The 20860-nt window shown below is 75.2% G+C and carries 19 protein-coding genes; 11 read left to right on the top strand and 8 right to left on the bottom strand.

The annotated features are described in order from the left end of the window. The first annotated feature begins 26 nt into the window (after positions 1-26). From GA0070608_RS22055 to GA0070608_RS22045, 3 genes are read left to right on the top strand one after another with little or no spacing between them, the layout of a single operon-like run. Complete coding sequence (locus GA0070608_RS22055; RefSeq protein WP_091630429.1) at positions 27-692, top strand: TetR/AcrR family transcriptional regulator; 666 nt, start codon at positions 27-29, stop codon at positions 690-692. A 48-nt stretch (positions 693-740) separates the two neighbouring features. After that, the gene (locus GA0070608_RS22050; protein WP_091630428.1) at positions 741-2159 is read left to right on the top strand and encodes an aldehyde dehydrogenase family protein; all 1419 of its coding nucleotides are present in this window, start codon (positions 741-743) and stop codon (positions 2157-2159) included. Continuing rightward, positions 2156-3229, top strand: coding sequence for an alcohol dehydrogenase catalytic domain-containing protein (locus GA0070608_RS22045; RefSeq protein WP_091630427.1), 1074 nt, complete (start codon positions 2156-2158; stop codon positions 3227-3229). Before GA0070608_RS22050 ends, GA0070608_RS22045 begins: the two co-directional genes overlap by 4 nt. A 6-nt stretch (positions 3230-3235) precedes the next feature. Here the strand turns inward: GA0070608_RS22045 and GA0070608_RS22040 are convergent, their stop codons facing one another. The 8 genes from GA0070608_RS22040 to GA0070608_RS22000 all read right to left on the bottom strand — a co-directional run bounded on the left by GA0070608_RS22040 (position 3236) and on the right by GA0070608_RS22000 (position 12954). Further along, positions 3236-5989: a helix-turn-helix transcriptional regulator gene (locus GA0070608_RS22040; RefSeq protein ID WP_245715879.1), complete on the bottom strand. Its 2754-nt coding sequence runs from the start codon at positions 5987-5989 to the stop codon at positions 3236-3238. Between the two features lie 85 nt (positions 5990-6074). Then, on the bottom strand, positions 6075-6686 hold the full coding sequence (locus tag GA0070608_RS22035; protein WP_091630425.1) for a TetR/AcrR family transcriptional regulator: 612 nt from the start codon (positions 6684-6686) through the stop codon (positions 6075-6077). 217 nt (positions 6687-6903) lie between these two features. Continuing rightward, a complete protein-coding gene (locus GA0070608_RS22025; protein WP_091630423.1) occupies positions 6904-8184 on the bottom strand; it encodes an ABC transporter substrate-binding protein in 1281 nt (426 codons plus the stop codon). A 117-nt stretch (positions 8185-8301) separates the two neighbouring features. Continuing rightward, positions 8302-9447, bottom strand: coding sequence for a branched-chain amino acid ABC transporter permease (locus GA0070608_RS22020; protein ID WP_411970724.1), 1146 nt, complete (start codon positions 9445-9447; stop codon positions 8302-8304). Then, positions 9444-10322 (bottom strand): branched-chain amino acid ABC transporter permease, encoded by an 879-nt coding sequence (locus GA0070608_RS22015; RefSeq protein WP_091630422.1) that lies wholly within the window; start codon positions 10320-10322, stop codon positions 9444-9446. Before GA0070608_RS22015 ends, GA0070608_RS22020 begins: the two co-directional genes overlap by 4 nt. Positions 10323-10348: 26 nt before the next feature. Continuing rightward, complete coding sequence (locus tag GA0070608_RS22010) at positions 10349-11071, bottom strand: ABC transporter ATP-binding protein (RefSeq protein ID WP_091630421.1); 723 nt, start codon at positions 11069-11071, stop codon at positions 10349-10351. After that, positions 11068-11853: an ABC transporter ATP-binding protein gene (locus GA0070608_RS22005; RefSeq protein WP_091630420.1), complete on the bottom strand. Its 786-nt coding sequence runs from the start codon at positions 11851-11853 to the stop codon at positions 11068-11070. The genes GA0070608_RS22010 and GA0070608_RS22005 overlap by 4 nt, the downstream gene beginning before the upstream one ends. Positions 11854-12051: 198 nt before the next feature. Beyond that, the gene (locus tag GA0070608_RS22000) at positions 12052-12954 is read right to left on the bottom strand and encodes an alpha/beta hydrolase family protein (RefSeq protein WP_091635785.1); all 903 of its coding nucleotides are present in this window, start codon (positions 12952-12954) and stop codon (positions 12052-12054) included. A 209-nt stretch (positions 12955-13163) separates the two neighbouring features. On the opposite strand from GA0070608_RS22000, the gene GA0070608_RS21995 reads away from it, so the two are divergent. The 8 genes from GA0070608_RS21995 to GA0070608_RS21960 all read left to right on the top strand — a co-directional run bounded on the left by GA0070608_RS21995 (position 13164) and on the right by GA0070608_RS21960 (position 20829). Next, complete coding sequence (locus GA0070608_RS21995) at positions 13164-13637, top strand: aromatic ring-opening dioxygenase LigA (protein WP_091630419.1); 474 nt, start codon at positions 13164-13166, stop codon at positions 13635-13637. Positions 13638-13784: 147 nt separating this feature from the next. Further along, positions 13785-14576, top strand: coding sequence for a shikimate dehydrogenase family protein (locus GA0070608_RS21990; protein ID WP_091630418.1), 792 nt, complete (start codon positions 13785-13787; stop codon positions 14574-14576). Positions 14577-14810: 234 nt separating this feature from the next. Continuing rightward, a complete protein-coding gene (locus GA0070608_RS21985; protein ID WP_176733797.1) occupies positions 14811-15683 on the top strand; it encodes an STM4015 family protein in 873 nt (290 codons plus the stop codon). A gap of 6 nt (positions 15684-15689) precedes the next feature. Further along, positions 15690-16640 (top strand): STM4015 family protein, encoded by a 951-nt coding sequence (locus GA0070608_RS21980; protein ID WP_091630416.1) that lies wholly within the window; start codon positions 15690-15692, stop codon positions 16638-16640. Between the two features lies 1 nt (position 16641). Next, the gene (locus GA0070608_RS21975) at positions 16642-17823 is read left to right on the top strand and encodes an STM4014 family protein (RefSeq protein WP_176733796.1); all 1182 of its coding nucleotides are present in this window, start codon (positions 16642-16644) and stop codon (positions 17821-17823) included. Beyond that, the gene (locus GA0070608_RS21970) at positions 17811-18614 is read left to right on the top strand and encodes an STM4013/SEN3800 family hydrolase (RefSeq protein WP_091630415.1); all 804 of its coding nucleotides are present in this window, start codon (positions 17811-17813) and stop codon (positions 18612-18614) included. Before GA0070608_RS21975 ends, GA0070608_RS21970 begins: the two co-directional genes overlap by 13 nt. Next, positions 18611-19933, top strand: a complete 1323-nt coding sequence (locus GA0070608_RS21965) for an STM4012 family radical SAM protein (RefSeq protein ID WP_245715878.1) — start codon at positions 18611-18613, stop codon at positions 19931-19933. Before GA0070608_RS21970 ends, GA0070608_RS21965 begins: the two co-directional genes overlap by 4 nt. Continuing rightward, positions 19930-20829, top strand: coding sequence for an STM4011 family radical SAM protein (locus GA0070608_RS21960; RefSeq protein WP_091635782.1), 900 nt, complete (start codon positions 19930-19932; stop codon positions 20827-20829). Before GA0070608_RS21965 ends, GA0070608_RS21960 begins: the two co-directional genes overlap by 4 nt. Positions 20830-20860: the final 31 nt, after the last annotated feature.

The following is a 20860-nucleotide window of genomic DNA, read 5'->3' as shown; positions in this document are numbered from 1 at the left end:
GCAGGACCCGAGCGAAGGAGGACCCGATGCCCCGGCCGCGGCAGGCACTGCTCAGCCGGCAGCGGATCGTCGAGACCGCCGCCGCGCTGATCGACGCCGACGGGCTGGAGGGCTTCTCCACCCGCCGGCTCGCCGCCGAACTCGGGGTGCGCGGGCCGTCGCTCTACAACCACTTCGCCACCAAGGACGAGATCCTCGACGCGGTGGCCGACAGCGTCACCAGCCAGGTGGACGTGTCCTTCTTCGGCAGCGTCGACTGGCGCGAGGCACTGCGCCGGTGGGGCCACTCCTATCGCGCGGCCCTGGCCGCACACCCGAACATCGTGCCGTACCTGGCCCGGGGCCCGGGGCGGCGGCCGGCAGCGCTGGCCATGGCCGACGCCGTCTACGGCGGGCTGGTCGACGCCGGATGGCCGCCGGCCCGGGCGACCCACATCGGCGCGCTCATGCGCTACCTCGTGGCCGGCTCGGCGCTGGGCTCGTTCGCCCGGGGCTTCGTCGAGGACCCGGGCCTGTACGCGGAGCAGTACCCGCACCTGACCCAGGCCCACCGGCTGGCCGAGCACCAGCAGCAGGTGGACGAGGGCGCCTTCGCCCTGGGCCTCGACGCGCTGATCCACGGCCTGTCACGCACCTACGAGGAGCGCATCGGGCCGCTGCCACCCCTCCCGCCGGCCGGCGACGCGTACTAAAGTCAAAACTTGCGCTGCTAGTTTTGGCCGACGTACGTGAGGGGCGCGATGGATCTCGCACGGACCGACTTCTACCTCGACGGACAGTGGGTCGCCGTCGGCCCCGGGGAGACCGTCGCGGTGCGGAACCCGGCGACCGAGGAGGTCATCGCGACCGTACCGGCCGGCACGGCTGCCGACGTCGACCGCGCCGTCGCGGCGGCCCGGGCCGCCTTCCCCGGCTGGGCCGACGCCGCGCCCGCCGACCGGGCCGCCCGCCTGGACCGGCTGCACACCGCGCTCCGCGCCCGGGCCGACGGGATCGCCCGCACCGTCGCCCTGGAACTGGGCACCCCGCTCAAGGTGGCCACCCGAATCCAGGCCGGCCTGCCGCTGACCGTCCTGCACAGCTACGTCGAACTGGCCGCCCGGCCCCCGGCCGACGAGACCGTCGGCAATTCGCTGGTGGTCCGCGAACCGGTCGGCGTGGTCGGGGCGATCACCCCGTGGAACTACCCGCTGCACCAGGTCGTCGCGAAACTGGCCCCCGCCCTCGCCGCCGGCTGCACGGTGGTGCTCAAGCCGAGCGAGCTGACCCCGCTGACGGCGTACCTGCTCTTCGACGCGATCCACGAGGCCGGCTTCCCGCCCGGGGTGGTCAACCTGGTCACCGGCACCGGCCCGGTCGTCGGCGAGGCCATCGCCGCGCACCCCGACGTCGACATGGTCTCCTTCACCGGCTCGACGGCCACCGGCCGGCGGATCTCCCACCTCGCCGCCGACCGGATCGCCCGGGTCGCCCTGGAACTCGGCGGCAAGTCCGCCAACATCGTCCTCGACGACGCCGACCTGGCCACGGCCGTGAAGGTGGGGGTCGGCAACGCCTTCCTCAACTCCGGCCAGACCTGCACCGCCTGGACCCGCCTGCTGGTGCACCGCGACCGCTACGACGAGGCCCTCGGCCTGGCCGCCAGGGCCGCCGAGGGCTACCGGCTCGGCGACCCGTTCGACCCGGCCACCCGACTCGGCCCGCTGGTCTCGGCGGCGCAGCGGGAGCGGGTCCTCGGCCACGTCGCCCGGGGCCTGGCCGACGGGGGCCGACTGGTCGCCGGCGGGCCGGACGCCCCGCTGCCCGAGCGGGGGTTCTTCGTCGCGCCGACGGTGATCGCCGACGTCGACCCCGACAGCGCCCTGGCCCAGGAGGAGATCTTCGGCCCGGTGCTCGCGGTCATCGGGTTCGACGACGAGGACGAGGCGGTGGCCATCGCCAACAACTCCCGCTACGGGCTGGCTGGCGCGGTCTGGTCGGCCGACGGGGAACGGGCGCTGCGGGTGGCCCGGCGGATGCGCACCGGCGCCGTCGACGTCAACGGCGCCCCGTTCAACCCGCTCGCCCCGTTCGGCGGCTACAAGCAGTCCGGCCTCGGCCGGGAGCTGGGCCGGCACGGGCTTGAGGAGTTCCTCCAGGTCAAGGCGATCCAGCGGTGAGGGCACTGGTCGTGCGGGCCGTCGACGCCCCGCTGCGGGTGGAGGAGATCGAGCTGCCGGCCCCCGGTCCGGACGAGGTACGGGTGAGCGTCCGGGCGGCCGGCGTCTGCCACTCCGACCTGTCCATGGTCAACGGCACGCTCGGGCCGCCGTACCCGCTGGTGCTGGGGCACGAGGCGGCGGGGGTGGTCCTCGAGGTCGGGCACGCCGTCACGCGGGTCGCGCCCGGCGCGCACGTGGTGCTGAACTGGGCCCCGCCGTGCCGCGACTGCTGGTACTGCGGGCGGGGCGAGCCGTGGCTGTGCGAACGCACCGGGTCGCCCTCGGCCCCCCGGGGCCGGACACCGACCGGCGAACCGCTGCACGTCACACTCGGCCTCGGTGCCCTCGCCGAGCAGGTGGTGGTGCCGCAGGAAGCGGTCATCGGAGTCCCGGCGGAGCTGCCCTTCGAGGCGGCGGCGCTGCTGGGCTGCGCCGTGCTCACCGGCGTCGGCGCGGTCCGCCGTACGGCGAAAGTGGCCCCCGGCGAGTCGGTGGCCGTGATCGGCCTCGGCGGGGTGGGGCTGTCGGTGGTCTCCGCCGCGCGGGCCGCCGGCGCCGACCCGGTGCTCGCCGTCGACATCTCCCCGGCCAAGGCGGCATTGGCCGCCACGGCCGGCGCCACCGACTTCCTGCTGGCCGACGAGACGCTCAACCGGGCGGTCCGGGAGCGGACCGGGGGCCGGGGTGTCGACCACGCGCTGGAGTGCGTCGGGCGGGCGGCCACGATCCGCGCCGCCTGGCGGGCGACCCGCCGGGGTGGACAGGTGACCGTCGTCGGCATGGGTGCCAGGGACGACATCGTCGGGCTGGCCGCGCTGGACATCTTCCACTCGGCCCGGACCCTGCGTTCCTCGGTCTACGGCTCGTCCGACCCGGACCGGGACGTGCCCGAACTCGCCCGGGCGGTGCTGGACGGCAGCCTCGACCTCTCCTATTTGATCACCGACCGGACCACCCTGGACGGCGCCCCCGAGGCGTTCGCCCGGATGGCCCGCGGCGAGGGCGCCCGCACCGTCGTGCTGCCCTGACACCCGCTACCCGCTACCCCTCGGGGCGTCCGTCAGGGCAAGGGCGCGGGCCAGCTCGGTGCGTGAGCGGATGCCGAGCCGGTGGAAGATGTTGCGCAGGTGATGGTCGACGGTGCGGGTGGAGAGGAACATCCGGGCGGCGATCTCGCGGTTGGTGGCGCCCTCGGCGACCAGTTGCGCGATCCGCAGCTGCTGGCCGGTCAGCAGTCGCGCCGCCGACTCCTCCGGCGGGCCGACCGACTCCCCGGCCGCCCGCAGCTCCGTGGTGGCCTGCTCCGCCCAGCTGGCCGCCCCGAGCAGGGTGAACGCCTCCCGGGCGGTGTGCAGGTGCTCGCGGGCCGCCCGGGGTCGACGGCTGCGGCGCAGTTCCCGGCCGAGCAGCAGCTCGGTGCGGGCCCGCTCGAACGTGCCGGCATCCGTCGGGTGCAGCCGCAGGGCGGTCCGGAGTTCCCGCTCCGCCTCGGCGCTGCCCCGGGGTGCGAGCAGTCCGTGGCAGCGTGCGGAGAGGGCTCGGCGCGACGGGCTCGTCGTACTGCTGGCCCACCGGTCGAAGACAGCGAGGGCAGCCCCGGCCGCCGGCCGGTCCGCGACGGCGGCGGCAGCCTCCACCAGGTACGGGGTGGCCATCACCAGGACCAGCACCTGCCCCCGCCCGGTGCCGGGGCAGGCCAGCGCGGCCAGTCGCGCGGCGGCGGCGGCCGGCCGGTTGTCGACCAGGTCGAGCACGGCCAACGCCCACTGGGCGAGGGCCCGCGGCCGGCTGTGCGCGCCCGGGTCCTCGCCGATCTCCCGGATCCGGCGCAGGCTGGTGTCGCGGTCGGCCCGGACGGCGGCCAGCACCGCCAGCATGCCCAGGTGTACGCCGGCCCAGTTGTCCTGGCCGGTGTCCCGGGCGGTCCGCAGCCCCTCCCGGGAGCTCTCCGTCGCGGCGTCGTGCCGGCCCAGCCAGTACTCGGCTGCCGCCCGCAGCTCCAGGGCGCGCGGCAGGGCGGACAACTCGCCCCGCTCGCGGGCCAGCTCGACGGCGCGCTCGGCGAGCCGGTGCGCCGCGCCGTCCACGGCCACCAGCAGCCCGGCCGCCGCCGCGCAGCTCAGGGTCGTGGGGGTCAGCGCCGACCCGGTCAGCTGTCCGCCCAGGACGACGGCCCGGCGCAGGGCGGGTCCGGCCTGCTCGTGCTCGCCCCGCAGGGTCGCCGCCGTCCCGGCGACGTAGGCGCTCAGCAGCTCGGTCGCGGGCGGGTCGTCGCTTCGGCGCAACAGCTCCGCCCGGCGGCCGACATCCGCGTAGCGGTACTGGTCGCCGGCGAAGCAGACGGCCTCGCCCGCCCGTACCAGCGCGCCGAGCGCCAGCGCGCGGTCGGTGCCGGCCAGCGCCTCCGCGGCGGCCAGCAGCGTGGTGAGCGCGGAGCGGGGCCGGCCGGCGCGCAGCTCCAACTCCCCGCGCAGCAGCCCGGCCCGGCCCGCCACGGTGGCGTCGGCGGGCAGGCTTCCCAGCAGCAGTCGGGCCCGGTGCGCCCGGCCGGCCGACCAGGCGTACCGGGCGGCGGCCACCAGCCGGGCGGCGGCGCGCGCCGGGTCGTCGCTGAGTTCGGCGGCCCGTTGCAGCGCCGCCGAGGCTGCCGCACCGTCCTCGTGCCCGGCCGCCGCCTGCTCCAGCTCGGCGGCCAGGGCCGGGTCGGGGCCCTGGGCGGCGGCGGCGAGGTGCCCGGCCCGGCGCAGCCGGTGCCCGGCCCCGTCGAGCACGTCGGCGAGCAGCAGGTGCGCCGCGCGCCGCGCGGCCAGCGGCGCGGCGGCCCGGACCACGGTCCGGACGAGGGGCTGCGGGAACGTGACCCGGCGCGGCTCGACGCGGACCAGGCCGGCGAGTTCGGCCGGGGTGAGCGCCTCGACCGCCGTGCCGGCGACCCGGGCGGCCCGGACCAGGGTGGCCGGCTCCCCGTCCTCGTCGAGCGCGGCGAGCAGCAGGACGTGCCGGGTGTCGGCCGGCAACCGGTCCAGCCGGGCCCGGTAGGCCCGGCCCAGCCTGCCGTCGGGCGGGGGCGTCTCGGGCAGCGGTTCCTCCCCTCGGCGCTGGCCGGGGGTGAGCGCCTCGACCAGGTCGACCAGGGCCTGCGGGTTGCCCCCGGCAGCCGCACCGAGCGCGGCGGCCACCGGCGGCGCGGGTGGCCGTCCGGCCAGCCGGTCGGCGAGCAGGGCGGTGCTGTCCCGGTCGTCGAGCGGACGGAGCCGGTGGCGGGATATCCCACCGAACGGGACGTCCGTGGCCGTGGTGAGCAGGACCGCCACCCGCGACCGGCGCAGCCGGCGGGCGACGAACGCCAGCGCGTCGGCGGTGGGCTGGTCGCCCCGATCCACGTCGTCCATCGTGCACAGCAGCGGACGGTCCCGCGCGGCGGCGGTGAGCAGGCCGAGAACGGCCAGGCACAGGGCCAGGCGCCGGTGGGCGGGGCAGCCCGCGCCGGCCAGCGCCCGCAGCAGCACCCGCCGCTGCTGTTCCGGCAGCGCCCCGGCCCGGTCGAGCACCGGGTCCAGCAACCGTTGCAGCCCCGCGTACGGCAGGCCCGCCTCCTCGGGCAGCCCGGTGCCGGCCAGGACGGTACAGCCCTCGACGTGCCGGTGCGCGTAGTCGACGAGCGCGCTGCGGCCGGATCCCGGCTCGCCCTGGAGCAGCAGCGCTCCCCCGCCGGTGGGCAGGTCAACCAGCAGGCGCCGGATCGCGGCACACTCGTCGGTCCGGCCACGCAACACGGTTAATTGCACTGACGATGCAGCAACCATGCATCGAGTGTCACCTATCGATGCCGCGTTGGAAAGACCGCCGGCACCGCCTTTCCCAGGTCGCGCGTCAGCGCGGGGCGAAGTCGGCGAGCAGGGCGGCGACCGTCCGGACCATCACCGCACGGGCCTGGTCCACACCCAGCCCCAGCCCGTCGCGCAGCATCGACCAGGCCGGCCACATGCTCGCGGCCACCAGGGCGTTCACCACCTGCGCCCGGTCCGGACCGGCCTGTTCCAGCTCGGCGGCGAAAAGCTGCTCGACCTCGTCGCGGACCCGCTCGATGTGCTTGAGGCGATTGCGGCGCAACTGCCCGGAGACCGGCTCGCGCATCTGGGCGGCACGGGCCGTCGGCGCGATGAGCTGGAGCAGCCGCGCCCGCTGCCGGCAGTACGCGTCGACCCGGCGGGCCAGCGGCAGCGCGGACGAGATCGGCCGGTGGGCGGCGTCCTGCTGCCGGAGCAACTCCGCGCCGCTGGCCTCGAACAGCGTCTCCATGTCCTTGAAGTTGGTCCAGAGCGTCCGCAGCGAGATGCCGGCCCGCTCGGCGATGCGCTCACCGGTCGGTCGCAGGTCCCCCTCGGAGATGAGCGCCAGGTGCGCCTCGACGATCGCCGCCCGGGTGCGTTCGGCCCGGGCGGTCCGGCCGTCGACCCGGACCGGCGCCTCGGTACCGCCCATCCGCGCCCGCCTCCTCATCGCCGTCACGTCGCCCGCACCGCCGCGCCGAGTCTAGCCGCGGCCGACCCGGCGACCGACCGGCCCAGGCCTCCGTTCCGGCCCACGCCTCCGTCCCGGCCCAGGCCCGGGACCGGCGCGGCCAGCCGGCCGACTCGGCCGACCACACCGTCGAGGACGAGGGCCCGTCCGACGATCCGGGCCATCCTCGAAGCTGCGTTCATGATGCCGACGGCACCCCGTTGGCGGGCGGCGGCACCGGCGCGCTGGTGTGCTCGCGCACCGGCCCGTCGCCCTCGTCCGTCTCGTACGTCGGCCCGAAGTAGGCCTGCGTGCCCCCGCTCACCCGGGTCAGCCGCTGACCGCCGTAACCGGAGTGGTCCGAGTCGGAGTATCGCAGCGGGGCCAGCCCGGGCCCCTGGTAGCCGCCCTTGCGGACGGCCTCGGTCACCGCCTCCCGGGTGAGGTCCTTGCCGGCGGCGAGGAGCACCTGCACGAAGAGGTAGCCGACCGCCATGCCGTAGACGGTGTTGCCGTCGAACGGAGCATCCCCGTTGTACTCCTTGTTCACCTTGGTGAAGAGCTGGATCCACGGGTCGGCGGCGTCGTTCTGCATCGGCAGGTAGTTCGCGCCGACCATGCCCTCCAGCAGCCCGGCGTTGGCGCCGAGTTGCCTGGCCAGCGTCGGGTGGTCGCCGCCGACGTTGGAGACCAGCCAGTGGGGCTGGAACTTGAGCCGGGCGGCGGTGCCCACGGCGAGCGCGGTGAAGCCGGGCACGGTGGCGAGGATGACGACCTGGCAGCCGGCCGCCTTGAACGCGCCGATCTGGGGCGCCACGTTGGTGTTGCTGGTGACGTAGGTCTGCTTCGCCACCACGGCGCCGGCGCCGAGAACCTTCTCGACGCCGACCAGGCTGTCCCGGCCGAAGTCGTCGTCCTGGCCGAGGAAGCAGACCTTCTGTCCCGGCAGGCCGGTCTTCACGTGCTGGGCCAGGATCTTTCCCTCCACTGTGTAGTCGGGGTTGAAGCCGAACGTGCCCGGATAGCGGTCGGGCTGGTCCCAGCTGCGGCTGCCGGAGGCGACGAAGAGGTCGGGCACCCGGTTGCTCTTGAGGAAGTCGAGCACGCCGGTGTGGGTCGGCGTGCCGAGCCCGTTCAGGACGGCGAAGACCTTGTCCTGTAGGACGAGCTGGCGGACCACCTGCTGGGTGTTCGCCGGGTTGTAACCGTCGTCCATGATCTTGTAGGTGATCTTCCGGCCGTGCACGCCCCCGTTGGCGTTGACGTGGTCGAAGTACGCCTTCGTGGCCGGGGCGATCTTCGAGTAGCCGGCGGAGGCCGGCCCGGTGAGCGGCATGTGCGTACCGACCACGATCTCGGTGTCGGTGACGCCGGGGACCGCCCCCCGGCCACCGCCGTCGTCCTCGCTACAGGCGGCGGAGGTGACGAGCAGGGTGATGGCGGTGGCGAGCGCGAGGCCGCGCCGTGCCGTTCGTGTCATGTGGGACACCGACCTTTCCTCGGTCCGGTTGGCGGTGGGGCGGGGGTGCGGGTGGGTGAGTGACGGGTGCGGGCGGGTGGGTGGTGCGGGTGCGGGCTCCCGGCGGGCCGGGACGGCTCAGGGTCGTCGTCGGCCCGGCCGGCGCGCGGATACGGCCCGGCCGAGCCGGGCCACCAGTCCCTGCACGCCACCGGGCGCGGCGATCATGACGACGACGAGCGTCACTCCGAAGATGGCGAGCGGGAGGTTGCCCTCCATCCGTTGCGCCGCCGCCGGAGAGAGGCTGAGCTGCTCGGTCAGGGCGTGGGTGAGATCGGGCAGGGCGACCAGCAGGACGGCGCCCCACGCCGCGCCGGCGAGGCTGCCCAGCCCGCCGATGACGACCGCCATCAGCAGGAACAGCGACAGCGTCAGCGAGAACGCCCCGGGCGACACGCTCTGCGCGAGCACCGCGAGCAGGGCCCCGCCGAGCCCGGCACCGGCCGCGCTGACCACGAAGGCGAGGACCTGGGTGCGGGCAACGTGGATGCCGGCGAGGCGGGCGGCGACCTCGTCGTCGCGTACCGCCCGGAAGGTCCGGCCGTACCGGCTGCGGACGAGGTTGGCCAGCAGCAGCAGGGCGAGCAGGGTCGCCGCCGCGCTGACCCAGAGCTGCCACCGCTCGTAGGGGAAGGACGCGCCGAGCGCCACCGGCGGGGGCTCGACCGGCACCGCCAGCCCCTGCTCGCCGTTGAACACGCCGTCGAAGGTGACGGTCAGCGCCGGCACCACGACCGCGACGGCAAGGGTGACGCCGGCCAGGTACGGGCCGCGCAGTCGGGCTGCGGCCACCCCGACCACGGCGCCCACCACGAGGGCGGCCAGGACAGCCGCGCCCAGCGAGACCGGGAGCAGCCAGCCGCCGGTGATGCCGGCGTCGGCGAACGCGTTCTGGCACCGGGCGACGGTGTACGCGCCGGTGGCCATCAGCGCGCCGTGCCCCAGCGAGAGCTGCCCGTTGAGCCCGGTGAGGACGGTCAGTCCGGCGGTGGCGCACAAATAGGCGGCCACGGTGGCGAGTTGGAAGTTGCGGAACGGCTCCAGGCCGTAGCTGGCGGCCACCAGCAGCAGCGCGGCGACGGCCGCGAGGCCGAGGTGGCGCAGCAGGGTCGAGCCGCGGCGGCGCTCGGCCGGGCCGGTGCCGTCGGCCCGCGCTGTCGCGCCCGGCGGGCTCGCACCTGGTGGGGTCGCGCCCGGCGGGCTCACCGCCCGGGTGGCGCTCACACCCGCCTCGCCGCGACCGGGGCGAACAGCCCGCCGGGGCGGACCAGCAATACCGCCAGCAGCAGTACCAGCACCGCGAGCGGGGTGAGGTCGCTGCCGGCGTACCCGCTGACGTAGGAGAGCAGCAGGCCGACCGCGAGGCCGCCGACCACCGCCCCCGGTGGGCTGTCCAGCCCGCCCACCACGGCGGCGGTGAACGCCGAGACGAAGACCAGGTCCATCGCGTGCGGGTGCAGGCCCAGTTCGGTGGGGATGACCAGCATGCCGGCCAGCGCGCCGACCCCGGAGGCCAGCGCCCAGCCGAGGGTGAGCATGCCGCCGACGTTCACCCCGAGCAGCCGGGAGACCTCGGGGGCGAACGCCGCAGCGCGCATCCGCAGGCCCACCGCCGTGCGGGTGAAGGTCCAGGCGAGCCCGACGACCACCACCGCGACCGCCACGAAGACGAAAAGGTCGTACGGTGACAGGACGGCGACGCCGCCCACGGTCAGCGCGTTACGGGAGAAGGGGGTCGCGGCGGGCAGGAACTCACTGCCGTACACCATGCCGAGGAGGGCCTGGATCAGCAGCACCAGCCCGAGCGCGACGATCACCGGGTTGAGCGGTGACGCGTGGTCGACGAAGCGCATGACGGCCAGGTCGACCGCCGCGCCGAGGAGCAGCCCGGCGACGAGCGCGGCCAGGAAGCCCAGCCAGTACGAGCCGGTCGCGGCGGAGACGCTGTAGGCCACGTACGCGGCGGCCACGGCCATCGCGCCCTGGGCGAAGTTGACGATCCGGGCCGCCCGCCAGATGAGCACCAGCGCCAGGGCGAACGCGGCGAGGACCGCGCCCCTGGACAGTCCGTCGAGGGTGAGGAAGACGAAGCGCTCCAACGGGTCCTCCTTCGCGGGGACGAGGGTCAGAAGCCGAGGTAGGCGTGCCGCAGGTCGGCGTCGTCGCGCAGCCGGGCGGCCGGGGCGGTGCTGACGACCCGGCCCAGGGACATCACCACGCCCTGGTCGGCGATCCAGAGCGCGCTGCGTACGTTCTGCTCGACCAACAGCACGGTCAGCCCGGTGTCGTCGCGCAGCTGGCGCAGCAGGGCCATGGTCTGCGCCACCACCCGCGGCGCCAGGCCGAGCGACGGCTCGTCGAGCAGCAGCAGGCGGGGCCGGGCGACGAGGGCCCGGCCGAGGACGAGCATCTGCCGCTCGCCGCCGGAGAGCTGGTGCCCGTGGTGTCGCCGTCGCCGGGCCAGCGGTTCGAAGAGCTGATAGACCTCGTCGAGGGCGCGGGTGGCATCGGCCCGGTCGCGCCGCCACAGCCCGCCGAGGCGCAGGTTCTCGTCCACCGTCAGCTCGCCGACCACGCCGCGTCCCTCCGGCACGTGGGCCATGCCGCGACGCACGAGCTGCTCCACCGGCACACCGCGCAGGTCCTCCCCGGCCAGGACGACGCGACCGGCCGCCGGGCGCAACATGCCGGAGAGGGCCCGCAGCAGGGTGGTCTTGCCGGCCCCGTTGGCGCCGACCACCGCCGCGATGGCGCCCCGCGCGACGGTGAGGTCGATCCCGTGCAGCACCGGCGCGCCGCCGTAGCCGGCCACCAGGCCGCGCACCTCGAGCAGGTTCTCGCCGGTCATGCCGCGGCCTCGTCGACCTCGGCGCCGAGGTAGGCGTCGGCGACCGCCGGATCGTCGCGCACCTCGTCGGGGGTGCCGGCGGCGATCACCCGGCCGAAGTCGAGCACCACGATCTCGTCGCAGACGGACATCACCAGGTCCATGTGGTGCTCCACCAGCAGCACCGCGCAGGGGTCGGTGTCGCGCCGGGGCAGGCCCCGGATCAGCTCCGCCAGCTCGGCGATGTCGTCGGCGCCCAGGCCCCCGGCGGGTTCGTCGAGCAGGAGCAGCCGGGGACGCGCGGCCAGCGCGCGGGCCAGGGCGACCCGCTGGCGTACGGCGAAGGGCAGCGTGCCCGGCGCGGCGTCGGCGTGCCCGGCGATGCCCAGGGTGTCGAGGACGTCGAGGGCGTGCCGGCGTAGCCGCCGCTCGTCGCGGTCGCTGCGCGGCAGGCCCAGCAGGGCGGCGAGGAAGCCGGCGCGGGCCGTGTGGGTGGCCCCGGTCATCACGTTCTCCAGCACGGTGAGCCCGGCGAAGAGCCCGGTGCCCTGCAACGTGCGGGCGATGCCGAGCCGGGTCAGCCGGTGCGGGCGTGGGCGCAGCGGGCGGCCGTCGAGGGTCAGCGAGCCCTCGTCCGGTGTGACGAAGCCGCAGACGACGTTGAACAGCGTGGTCTTGCCTGCCCCGTTGGGGCCGATCACGCCGACCACCCGGCCGGGTAGCACCCGCAGCGAGACGTCGTCGAGGGCGGTGAGGCCGCCGAAGTGGACCCCGATGTGGCGCAGTGCGAGCCCTTGCTCCATCACCCGTCCCCTCCGGCAGCCGCCAGTATTTACACTGGGAGTGTACGTTTCTGACGTAGGTCGTCAATACCTTCGATGGATCGAAGGCACAGGCTCGGCGATCACCGCCCGAACCGGACGGCGACCGGCGGGTTTCTGCACCGACCAGGCAGCCACACACCACGGGGCGGTCGCGCGTGGCGGCCGCCCCGGACAGCGTCAGGCGCTCGGGCAGGTGTTGCGGTACTCCTCGATGGCGGAGCCGCTCGGACCGGGGCAGAGGAACTGCTCGTAGCGGGTGTCGTCGTCGACGAACCGCTTCAACCAGGCCACCGCCTGGCGGGCGGTGGGCGTGTTGACCGTCTGCGGGAAGAAGTGGCTCGCCCCGTTGAGCTCCAGGTAGGCCTTCTCCGACGAGGCCGGGATGCTGGTGTAGAACGGCTCCGAGTGCGACGAGACCGGCGCCACGCTGTCGCTCTCGCCGCCGATGATCAGCGTCGGCACCCGGACGTCGGACCAGGACTTGTCCAGGTTCCACGGCGCCAGCGGCACGGCGGCCTGCAACGACGGCCGGGAGACGGCGGCCTCCAGACTGCCGCCGCCGCCCATCGAGTGACCGGAGACGGCGAGCCGGTTGCCGTCGACGCGGCTGCGCACCGAACTGCGTTGCACCAGGTAGTCGAGCGCGGCGAGCAACTGCCGGCCGCGGCTGTCCGGCTGGTCGAGGCGGGAGTTGGTCTCGATGCCGATCACCACGAAGCCGTGCGAGGCGATCCGCGGCCCGAGCCAGCTGATGCTGGACCAGGCTGCCGTGTAGCCGGGCGAGATGGCGACGGCGCCGAAGGTGCCCTCGCTGGTGCTGGTCGGGTAGTAGATGACGCCCCCGCCGAAGCCGGTGACACTGAGCGAGGACACGTTCTGCGACGAGGTGGCGAACGGGCCGCGGCTGGCCTCCAGCGAGGCGGCGGTCGGGGCGGGACCGCGCTCGTACGGGTTGGCGGCGGCCTGAGCGGCGGCCGGCGGCGCGGCCAGCGCGCCCACCGCGGCCAGGACGGCAGCCACGGCCAGCCCGACGACGCGGGCGGCGGGACGGGGACGGGCGGTGATGGTTGGTGATGACACGTCGGGCACTCCCTACGGGACGGGGCATATCGACATGCATCAGTCTTCGGCGAGGTCGGCGACCGCGCATCGGCGAAATCACCAGTCCTGCGCCCCGGGCCGCGATGTGCGCTACGCGGCTGGCCTGCCGATACTGAGGAGCAATTTCCACCGAAGACAGATTCGTGCCCCCGGGATGTCCACCCCAAAGGCGCAGAAGAGGAGACACCATGACCGACACCGCCGTGCAGACCCGAGCCGTCGGCTCCACCGTCCGGCTGCTGTCCCTCCTGGTGATCGTCGCCGGCGTGATCATGCTGATCGGTGGCGCCGCCACCTGGTTCACCGTGCAGAGTCAACTCGCCGACGAACGCATCACCGTCTCCGCCGACGCGGAGTGGTTCGCCGGCGAGAAGATCGACGGCCCGCTGACCGCGTACGCGGAGGCCGAGGTCATCGAGAAGCACTCGCTGGAGGCCAGCGGCGGCAAGACCTACGCCGAGCTCGACCGCGAGGACCCCACCCGGCAGACCGTCATGACCGGCTCGTTCCTCCGGTCCTCCCTGTTCACCTCGGTCGTGTCCTTCGGGATCGCGGCGATGGTGATGGGCCTCGGGGTGGTGCTCGCCCTGATCGGGTACGCCCTGCTGTCCCTCTCCCGCCGGATCGACGCCCTCCCCTCGGCGGCGTCCACCACGTCCTGATCGACACCCGGCCGGCCACGCCCCCGTACCGCGTGGCCGGCCGGCCCGTCGGCGGCCCGCGTCGGCGCGGGTGCTGCCGTCGCGTAGGGTCGGCACCGCCCCGGTCCGGCCACGCCGGACGACCCCTGCCCCCGCGGAGCCGCCCCGATGACCGAGATAGGCGGCGCCACCCGGGTGTACGCGCTGCTCGGCGACCCGATCGCGCAGGTGCGCGCCCCCGGGCTGCTCAACCCGGTGCTGACCCGGCGCGGCACCGACGCGGTGCTCGTCCCGGTGCACGCGGCGCCGGCCGACCTCACCCAGGTGGTGCGGGGACTGCAACGGGTGGCGAACCTGCACGGGATGCTGGTCACGGTGCCGCACAAGGCCGCCGTGCTGGACCTCGCGGACCGGGCCAGCGACCGCGCCCGCCTGGCCGGCAGCGCCAACGCGCTGCGGCGCGAGCCCGACGGGACGTGGACCGCGGACACCTTCGACGGTGACGGGTTCGTCCGCGGGCTGGCGCAGGCCGGGCACCATCCCCGGGGCCGGCGGGCATGCGTGGTGGGCGCGGGCGGGGCGGGCAGCGCGATCGCGGTGGCCCTGCTCGACGCCGGCGTGGCGGAGCTGCGGCTCAGCGACACCGACCCGGGCCGGCTGGAGACGCTGCGGCGGCGGCTGTGGGCCGCGTACCCCGGCCGGGTCGGTGCGACGGTGCTACCGCGACTGGCCGACGCCGACCTCGCGGTCAACGCCACGCCCCTGGGGCTGTGCCCCGACGACCCGCCGCCGTTCGCGGTGGCCGAGCTTCCGGCGGACGCCGTGGTCGCCGACATCATCATGACGCCGGCGGAGACGGTCCTGCTGGCCGAGGCGCGGGCCCGGGGCCTGCTGGCGCATCCCGGCGAGCCGATGCTCGCCCACCAGATCGACGCCTACCTCACCTTCTTCGGGCTGTGACCGGCCGGCGGCCGGAATCAGGAACCCCTTCGGCTCCGGCAGCGCCGCCGGTCGGCCTCGGACACCAGCCGGGCGTCGCCGGCCGCCGCACCCGCCGACCGGTTCGCTGATCATCCTGTCGGGCTCACCTGTTACGGTCGCGCCGCCGCTGCACCAGTCGGACCGGAGGTAGGCGTGATCAGCTCGCACGTGTCGTCGTTCGTCGGATTACCGGTAGTGCCCTTCACCCCGGGAATGACACTTCCCGACGATCCGTCGGCGATCGCCTGGCGGCTGGAGGTCGAGGACCACGACGCGGGGATCGACGAGATCACCGACCTGGTGGCGGCGCTGCGCGAGCAGGTGCCGGCCGACACGGTACGCGCCCTGGTGATCGGCGAGTGGGGCGAGTCCTACGAGCGGGCGCTGCCGATCGAGCCACTGATCGAGGCGGCCGGGGAGTGGACCGGGCTGCGAGGGGTCTTCCTCGCCGACCTGACCTACGAACAGTGCGAGATCTCCTGGCTCACCCACGGCGACATCACCGGGCTGCTCGCGGCGTACCCGTCGCTGGAGGTGCTGCGGGTGCGCGGCGCGCAGGGCCTGCGACTGGAGCCGATCCGGCACACCGGGCTGCGGGAGCTGCGGTTCGAGACCGGCGGGCTGCCGGCCGGGGTGGTCCGCGCGGTCGGCGCGTGCGACCTGCCGGCCCTGCACCGGCTGGACCTGTGGCTCGGCCGGAAGGACTACGGCGGCGACGCGAGCGCCGAGGACCTGGCCGGGGTGCTCTCCGGCGCCGGCCTGCCCGCCCTGCGGCACCTCGCGGCGTGCAACGCCGAGATCGCCGACGCGGTGGCGGCGGCCGTCGCCACCGCGCCGGTGGTCCCCCGGCTGGAGGTGCTCGACCTGTCGATGGGCACGCTGACCGAGGAGGGCGCGAAGGCGCTGCTGGCCGGCCAGCCGCTCACCCACCTGGCCCGGCTCGACCTGCACCACCACTACCTATCCGAGGAGATGGCCGCGTCGGTGGTCGCCGCGCTGCCGGGCGTACGGGTCGACCTGGCGGACGCGCAGATCGCCGACGAGCACGACGGCACCCTCTACTACTACACCGAGGTCGGGGAGTAACCGGCGATGGCCTTCGGTTCCCACGCGCGCCACTTCGCCGGCCGACCGGTCGTCGACGTCCCCGCCGACGGCCCGCTGCCCACCGTGGACGGTTCGGTCTCGTGGCGGCTTTCCGTCTGGCACTTCGACGAGACGACCGTGGAACACCAGCTCTCGGACGAGTTCCGGGTCGCGTTCGACCGGTTCGTCGCGCAGGCCGGGCCGTCCGTGGAGTCCCTCGTCATCGGCGCCTGGGGCTACGCGGCGTTCCACCCCGCCCCGATCGCGCAGCTCTGCGCGGCGGCGTCGAGGCTGCCCGCCCTGCGCGCCCTGTTCCTCGGCGACATGACCAGCGAGGAGTGCGAGGTCTCCTGGATGAAGGTGGGCGACGTCAGCCCACTGCTGACGGCGTACCCGGCGCTGGAGGTACTGCGGGTCCAAGGCGGCGAGGACCTCGCATTCTCCCCCGTGCGGCACGCGCGGCTGCGGGAGCTGACGGTGCAGAGCGGCGGGCTGTCCCGGGCGTTCGTCGGCGCGGTGCTCGACTCCGACCTGCCCGCGCTGACCGACCTGGAGCTGTGGCTCGGCACCTCCGACTACGGCGGCGACGCGGAGCTGGTCGACCTGGCCCCGCTGCTGGCCGGCGAGCGGTTCGCCGCCCTGCGCCGGCTCGGCCTGTGCAACGCGGAGATCGCCGACGACCTCGCCCGGGCGTTGGCATCGGCCCCGGTGGTGCCGCGGCTGGAACGCCTGGACCTGTCGCTGGGCACCCTCGGCGACGAAGGCGTGGCGGCCCTGCTCGCCGGGCAGCCGTTGACCCACCTGGCCGAGCTGGACCTGCACCACCACTACCTGTCCGAGGAGGTGGCCGCGTCGGTGCCCGCCGCGCTGCCGGGCGTGCGGGTGGACGTCTCCGACCGCCAGGAGCCCGACGAGTACGACGGCGAGAGCTACCGCTACACGGCGGTGGGCGAGTGACGTGCGCCTGACTGTCGTCGGCAACCCCGGCAACCGGCGGGTCGACCTGTTCACCCGGGCGGTTCTCGAAGCCGGCCTGCCCCGGCCGGTGATGCTGCCCTGGGCCGACGTGCTGACCGGGGCGGCGCCACCGGCAGCCGGCGCGCTGGTCCGGGTCGACTCCCCCGGCGAGGACCCGGAGGTGGGCCGGCTGCTGCGCCGGGCCGACGCCCCGGCCCGGCACGGCGAGCTGGTCGGCTCGGCCGACACGTACGCCGGACTGCTGCGGGGCCTGGACCGGGTCGCCGCCGGCGGCGCGGAGCTGCTCAACGACCCGGCGGACGTGGCGGTGCTGTGCGACAAGCGACGCTGCCACGCGCGGCTCTCCGCCGCCGGGGTGCCGGTGCCGGCCGCGCTGCCCGCCGTGCACGGATGGGAGCAACTGCGGGCGGCGATGGCGGCGGCCCGCTGGAGCCGGGTGTTCGTCAAGCCCGCCCACGGGTCGTCCGCCGCCGGGGTCGTCGCGCTGGCGGTGGCCGGGCGGCGGGTGCAGGCGGTCACCACGATCGAGGCGACCCCGGACGGGCTGTTCAACTCGCTGCGCCCACGCCGCTACACCGACGAGGCTGAGGTCGCCGGGATCGTCGACCGGATCGCCGGAGAGGGCCTGCACGTGGAGCGGTGGCTGCCCAAGGCGGGGCTCGGCGACCGGGTGGTCGACGTCCGGGTGGTGACGGTCGCGGGGCGGCCCACCCACGCCGTGGTGCGCGCCGCCCGGGGGCCGCTGACCAACCTGCACCTCGGCAACGTGCGTGGCGACCTCGCCGAGCTGCGCGCGGCGGCCGGGCCGGCGGCGTGGGCGGCGGCGATGCAGACCTGCGAACGTGTCGCCGGTTGCTTCCCCCGCACGCTCCAGGTCGGCATCGACCTGATGTTCCTCGTCGGCTGGCAGCGGCACGCGGTGGCCGAGGTCAACGCCTTCGGCGACCTGCTGCCGGGGGTGCTCACCGACGGTCGGGACACCTACGCCGAGCAGGTGCGCGCCCTGGCCGACGGCCGGTGGGACCGCTGGCGGGCGGCGGCCGTCCGAGGGCCGTCGGGTGGCAGCTCAGCAGGGCCGGAGCCGGCGCGCGGTCAGGCTGCGGGGCCGGAGCCGGCGCGCGGCGACACGACGGGGCGGGAGATGCTTGCGTGCGGAGCCTGATCGGCAGCCACGACCTGCTCCTGCTCACCCTCGACACGCTGCGCCACGACGTCGCCGCAGACCTGGCCGCGCGGGGGCGCACGCCACACCTGGCCCGGGCGCTGCCCGGCGGCCGTTGGGAACGCCGGCACTCCCCCGCCAGCTTCACCTACGCCGCGCACCACGCGTTCTTCGCCGGTTTCCTGCCCACCCCGGTCACCCCGGGCCGGCACGAGCGGCTGTACGCGGCGGCGTTCCCCGGCAGCGAGACGTCCGGCGCCGACACCTGGGTGTTCGACGCGGCGGACCTGCCGACCGCCCTCGCCGGCGTCGGCTACCACACGCTCTGCCTGGGCGGGGTCGGGTTCTTCAACCGGAGCGGCCCGCTCGGGGCGGTGCTGCCGGGCCTGTTCGCCGAGGCGCACTGGGAGCCCGGGTTCGGGGTCACCTCCCCCACCTGCCTGGACGCCCAGCTCGACCGGCTGGCCGAGGTGCTGCCGCGGGTGCCGGCCCGCCAGCCACTGTTCACGTTCCTCAACGTCGCCGCCCTGCACCAACCCAACCGGCACCACCTGCCCGGCGCCGAGGCCGACGACCTGGCCAGCCACGCCGCCGCCCTGGAATACGTGGACGGCCGGGTCGACCGGCTGTTCGCCCTGCTCACCGGCCGGGGCCGACCGGTGTTCGCGATCGTCTGCTCCGACCACGGCACGGCGTACGGGGAGGACGGCCACACCGGCCACCGGATCGGCCACGACGTGGTGTGGACCGTCCCGTACGCCCACTTCGTCCTGCAACCGGGAGAATGGTGACCAGCACCGACACGGGCCTCGACGGCTCGCCGTACCAGCAGTACCTCTACGCGTACCCGCACAAGACCTCGTACCGGCCGATGCGACCGCGCCCGTTGCTGGCGGAGGTGTGGCGGGCCGAGGCGCGCGAGGCGCTCTTCCTCTACGTCCACCTGCCGTTCTGCGAGATGCGCTGCGGGTTCTGCAACCTGTTCACCCGCGCCAACGCGCCGGCCGAGCAGGTGACCGACTACCTGCGGCAGTTGCGCCGGCAGGCCGGCCGGGTCGCCGACGCGCTGGGCGACGACGCCGGGTACGCCCGCGCGGCGCTCGGCGGCGGCACCCCCACCTACCTGACCGCCGACGAGCTGACCGAGCTGTTCGACATCGCCACCGGGATGGGGGCCCGGCTGCCCGGCGTACCGCTGTCGGTGGAGACCTCGCCGGCCACCGCGACGCCGGACCGGCTCGCGGTGCTCGCCGCGCACGGCACCACCCGGGTGAGCATCGGCGTGCAGAGCTTCCTCGACGCCGAGGCCCGCGCCGCCGGCCGGCCGCAGCGCCGCACCGAGGTGGAGGCGGCCCTGGCCGCGATCCGCGCCGCCCGGATCCCGGTGCTCAACATCGACCTGATCTACGGCATCGACGGGCAGACCGCCGGCACCTGGCGGGAGAGCCTCGACGCGGCCCTGGCGTGGCGGCCGGAGGAGCTGTACCTCTACCCGCTGTACGTGCGCCCGCTGACCGGGCTCGGGCGGCGGGCGCACGGCCGGGCGGACTGGGACACCCAGCGGCTGGCGCTCTACGAGCAGGCGGTGGCGACGCTGGGCGCGGCCGGGTACCGGCAGGAGTCGATGCGGCAGTTCCGCCGCGCCGACGTGCCCACCCCGGACGGGCCGGACTACTGCTGCCAGGACGACGGCATGGTGGGCCTCGGCTGTGGCGCCCGCTCCTACACCACGTCCCTGCACTATTCGTTCGACTACGCGGTCGGCGTGTCGCAGGTGCGGGCGGTGCTCGACGACTACCTGTCCCGGCCGGCGGACGACTTCCGGTACGCCGAGTTCGGGTTCACCCTGGACGGCGCCGAGCAGCGCCGCAGGTGGCTGCTCAAGTCGCTGCTGCGCGCCGACGGGGTCGACCCGGCGGCCTACCGGGCCCGCTTCGGCAGCCCGCCCGGCGACGACTTCCCGGAGCTGGGCCGGCTGGTGGACCGGGGGTGGGCCGGCGACGGCGGGCTGCGGCTGACCCCCGCCGGGCTGGCCCGCTCCGACGCGATCGGCCCGTGGCTGACCTCGGCCCGGGTGCGCGACGCGATGACCGGGTACGTGCCGAGGTGAACCTGGCGATCCTCTACCGGGGGCCGCTGGCGAGCTGCAACTACGACTGCCCGTACTGCCCGTTCGCCAAGCGGCGCGATCCGCCGGAGCTGCTGCGCGCCGACCGGGCGGCGCTGGACCGGTTCGCCGGCTGGGTCGCGGCCACCACCGACGTGCGGCTGTCGGTGCTGTTCACGCCGTGGGGTGAGGGGCTGACCCGCAGCTGGTACCGGGACGCGATGGTGTCGCTGTCCCATCTGCCGCACGTCGACCGGGTGGTCATCCAGACCAACCTCGCCGCCCGGGTGGACTGGCTGGCCGAGGCCGACCCGCGCGCCGCCGCCCTGTGGACGACCTTCCACCCCGGTCAGGTCGACCGGGACCGCTTCCTGCGCCGCTGCGCCCGGCTGTCCGAGCTGGGCATCCGCTACTCCGTCGGGGTGGTCGGCCTGCCGGAGCACCTCACCGAGGCGCGGGCGCTGCGGGCCGCCCTGCCCGCCGGGGTCTACCTGTGGGTGAACGCCGCCGAGGGCCGACGCTACGACGCGGACGAGGAGGCGACCTGGACGGAGCTGGACCCGCTGTTCGGCTACAGCGTCCGCCCGCACCTGTCGCTCGACCGGCCGTGCCACGCGGGCGAGACGGCCATCTCGGTGCGCGGCGACGGCACGGTGCGCCGCTGCCACTTCATCGACGAGCCGATCGGCAATCTCTACGACGGGTCGTGGCGCTCGGCTCTGCGACCGCGGCCGTGCGGCAACGCGGTCTGCGACTGCCACATCGGGTACGTCCACCTCAAGCCGCTCGGCCTGCGGGACGTCTTCGCCGGCGGGGTGCTGGAACGCATCCCGGCGGCCTGGCCGTCGGTACGCCGACCGGTGCCGGTGGCCGCGCCGCGCCGCCGGCCGGTGCCGTAGCCCGGCGGACGCCGGCCGGCGGCAGTCCCGA

It is taken from the genome of Micromonospora peucetia (genome assembly GCF_900091625.1).
GTDB lineage: Bacteria > Actinomycetota > Actinomycetes > Mycobacteriales > Micromonosporaceae > Micromonospora > Micromonospora peucetia.
Note: the sequence above shows the minus strand (reverse complement) of the source record. Positions and strands in the feature narration are given on the sequence as shown.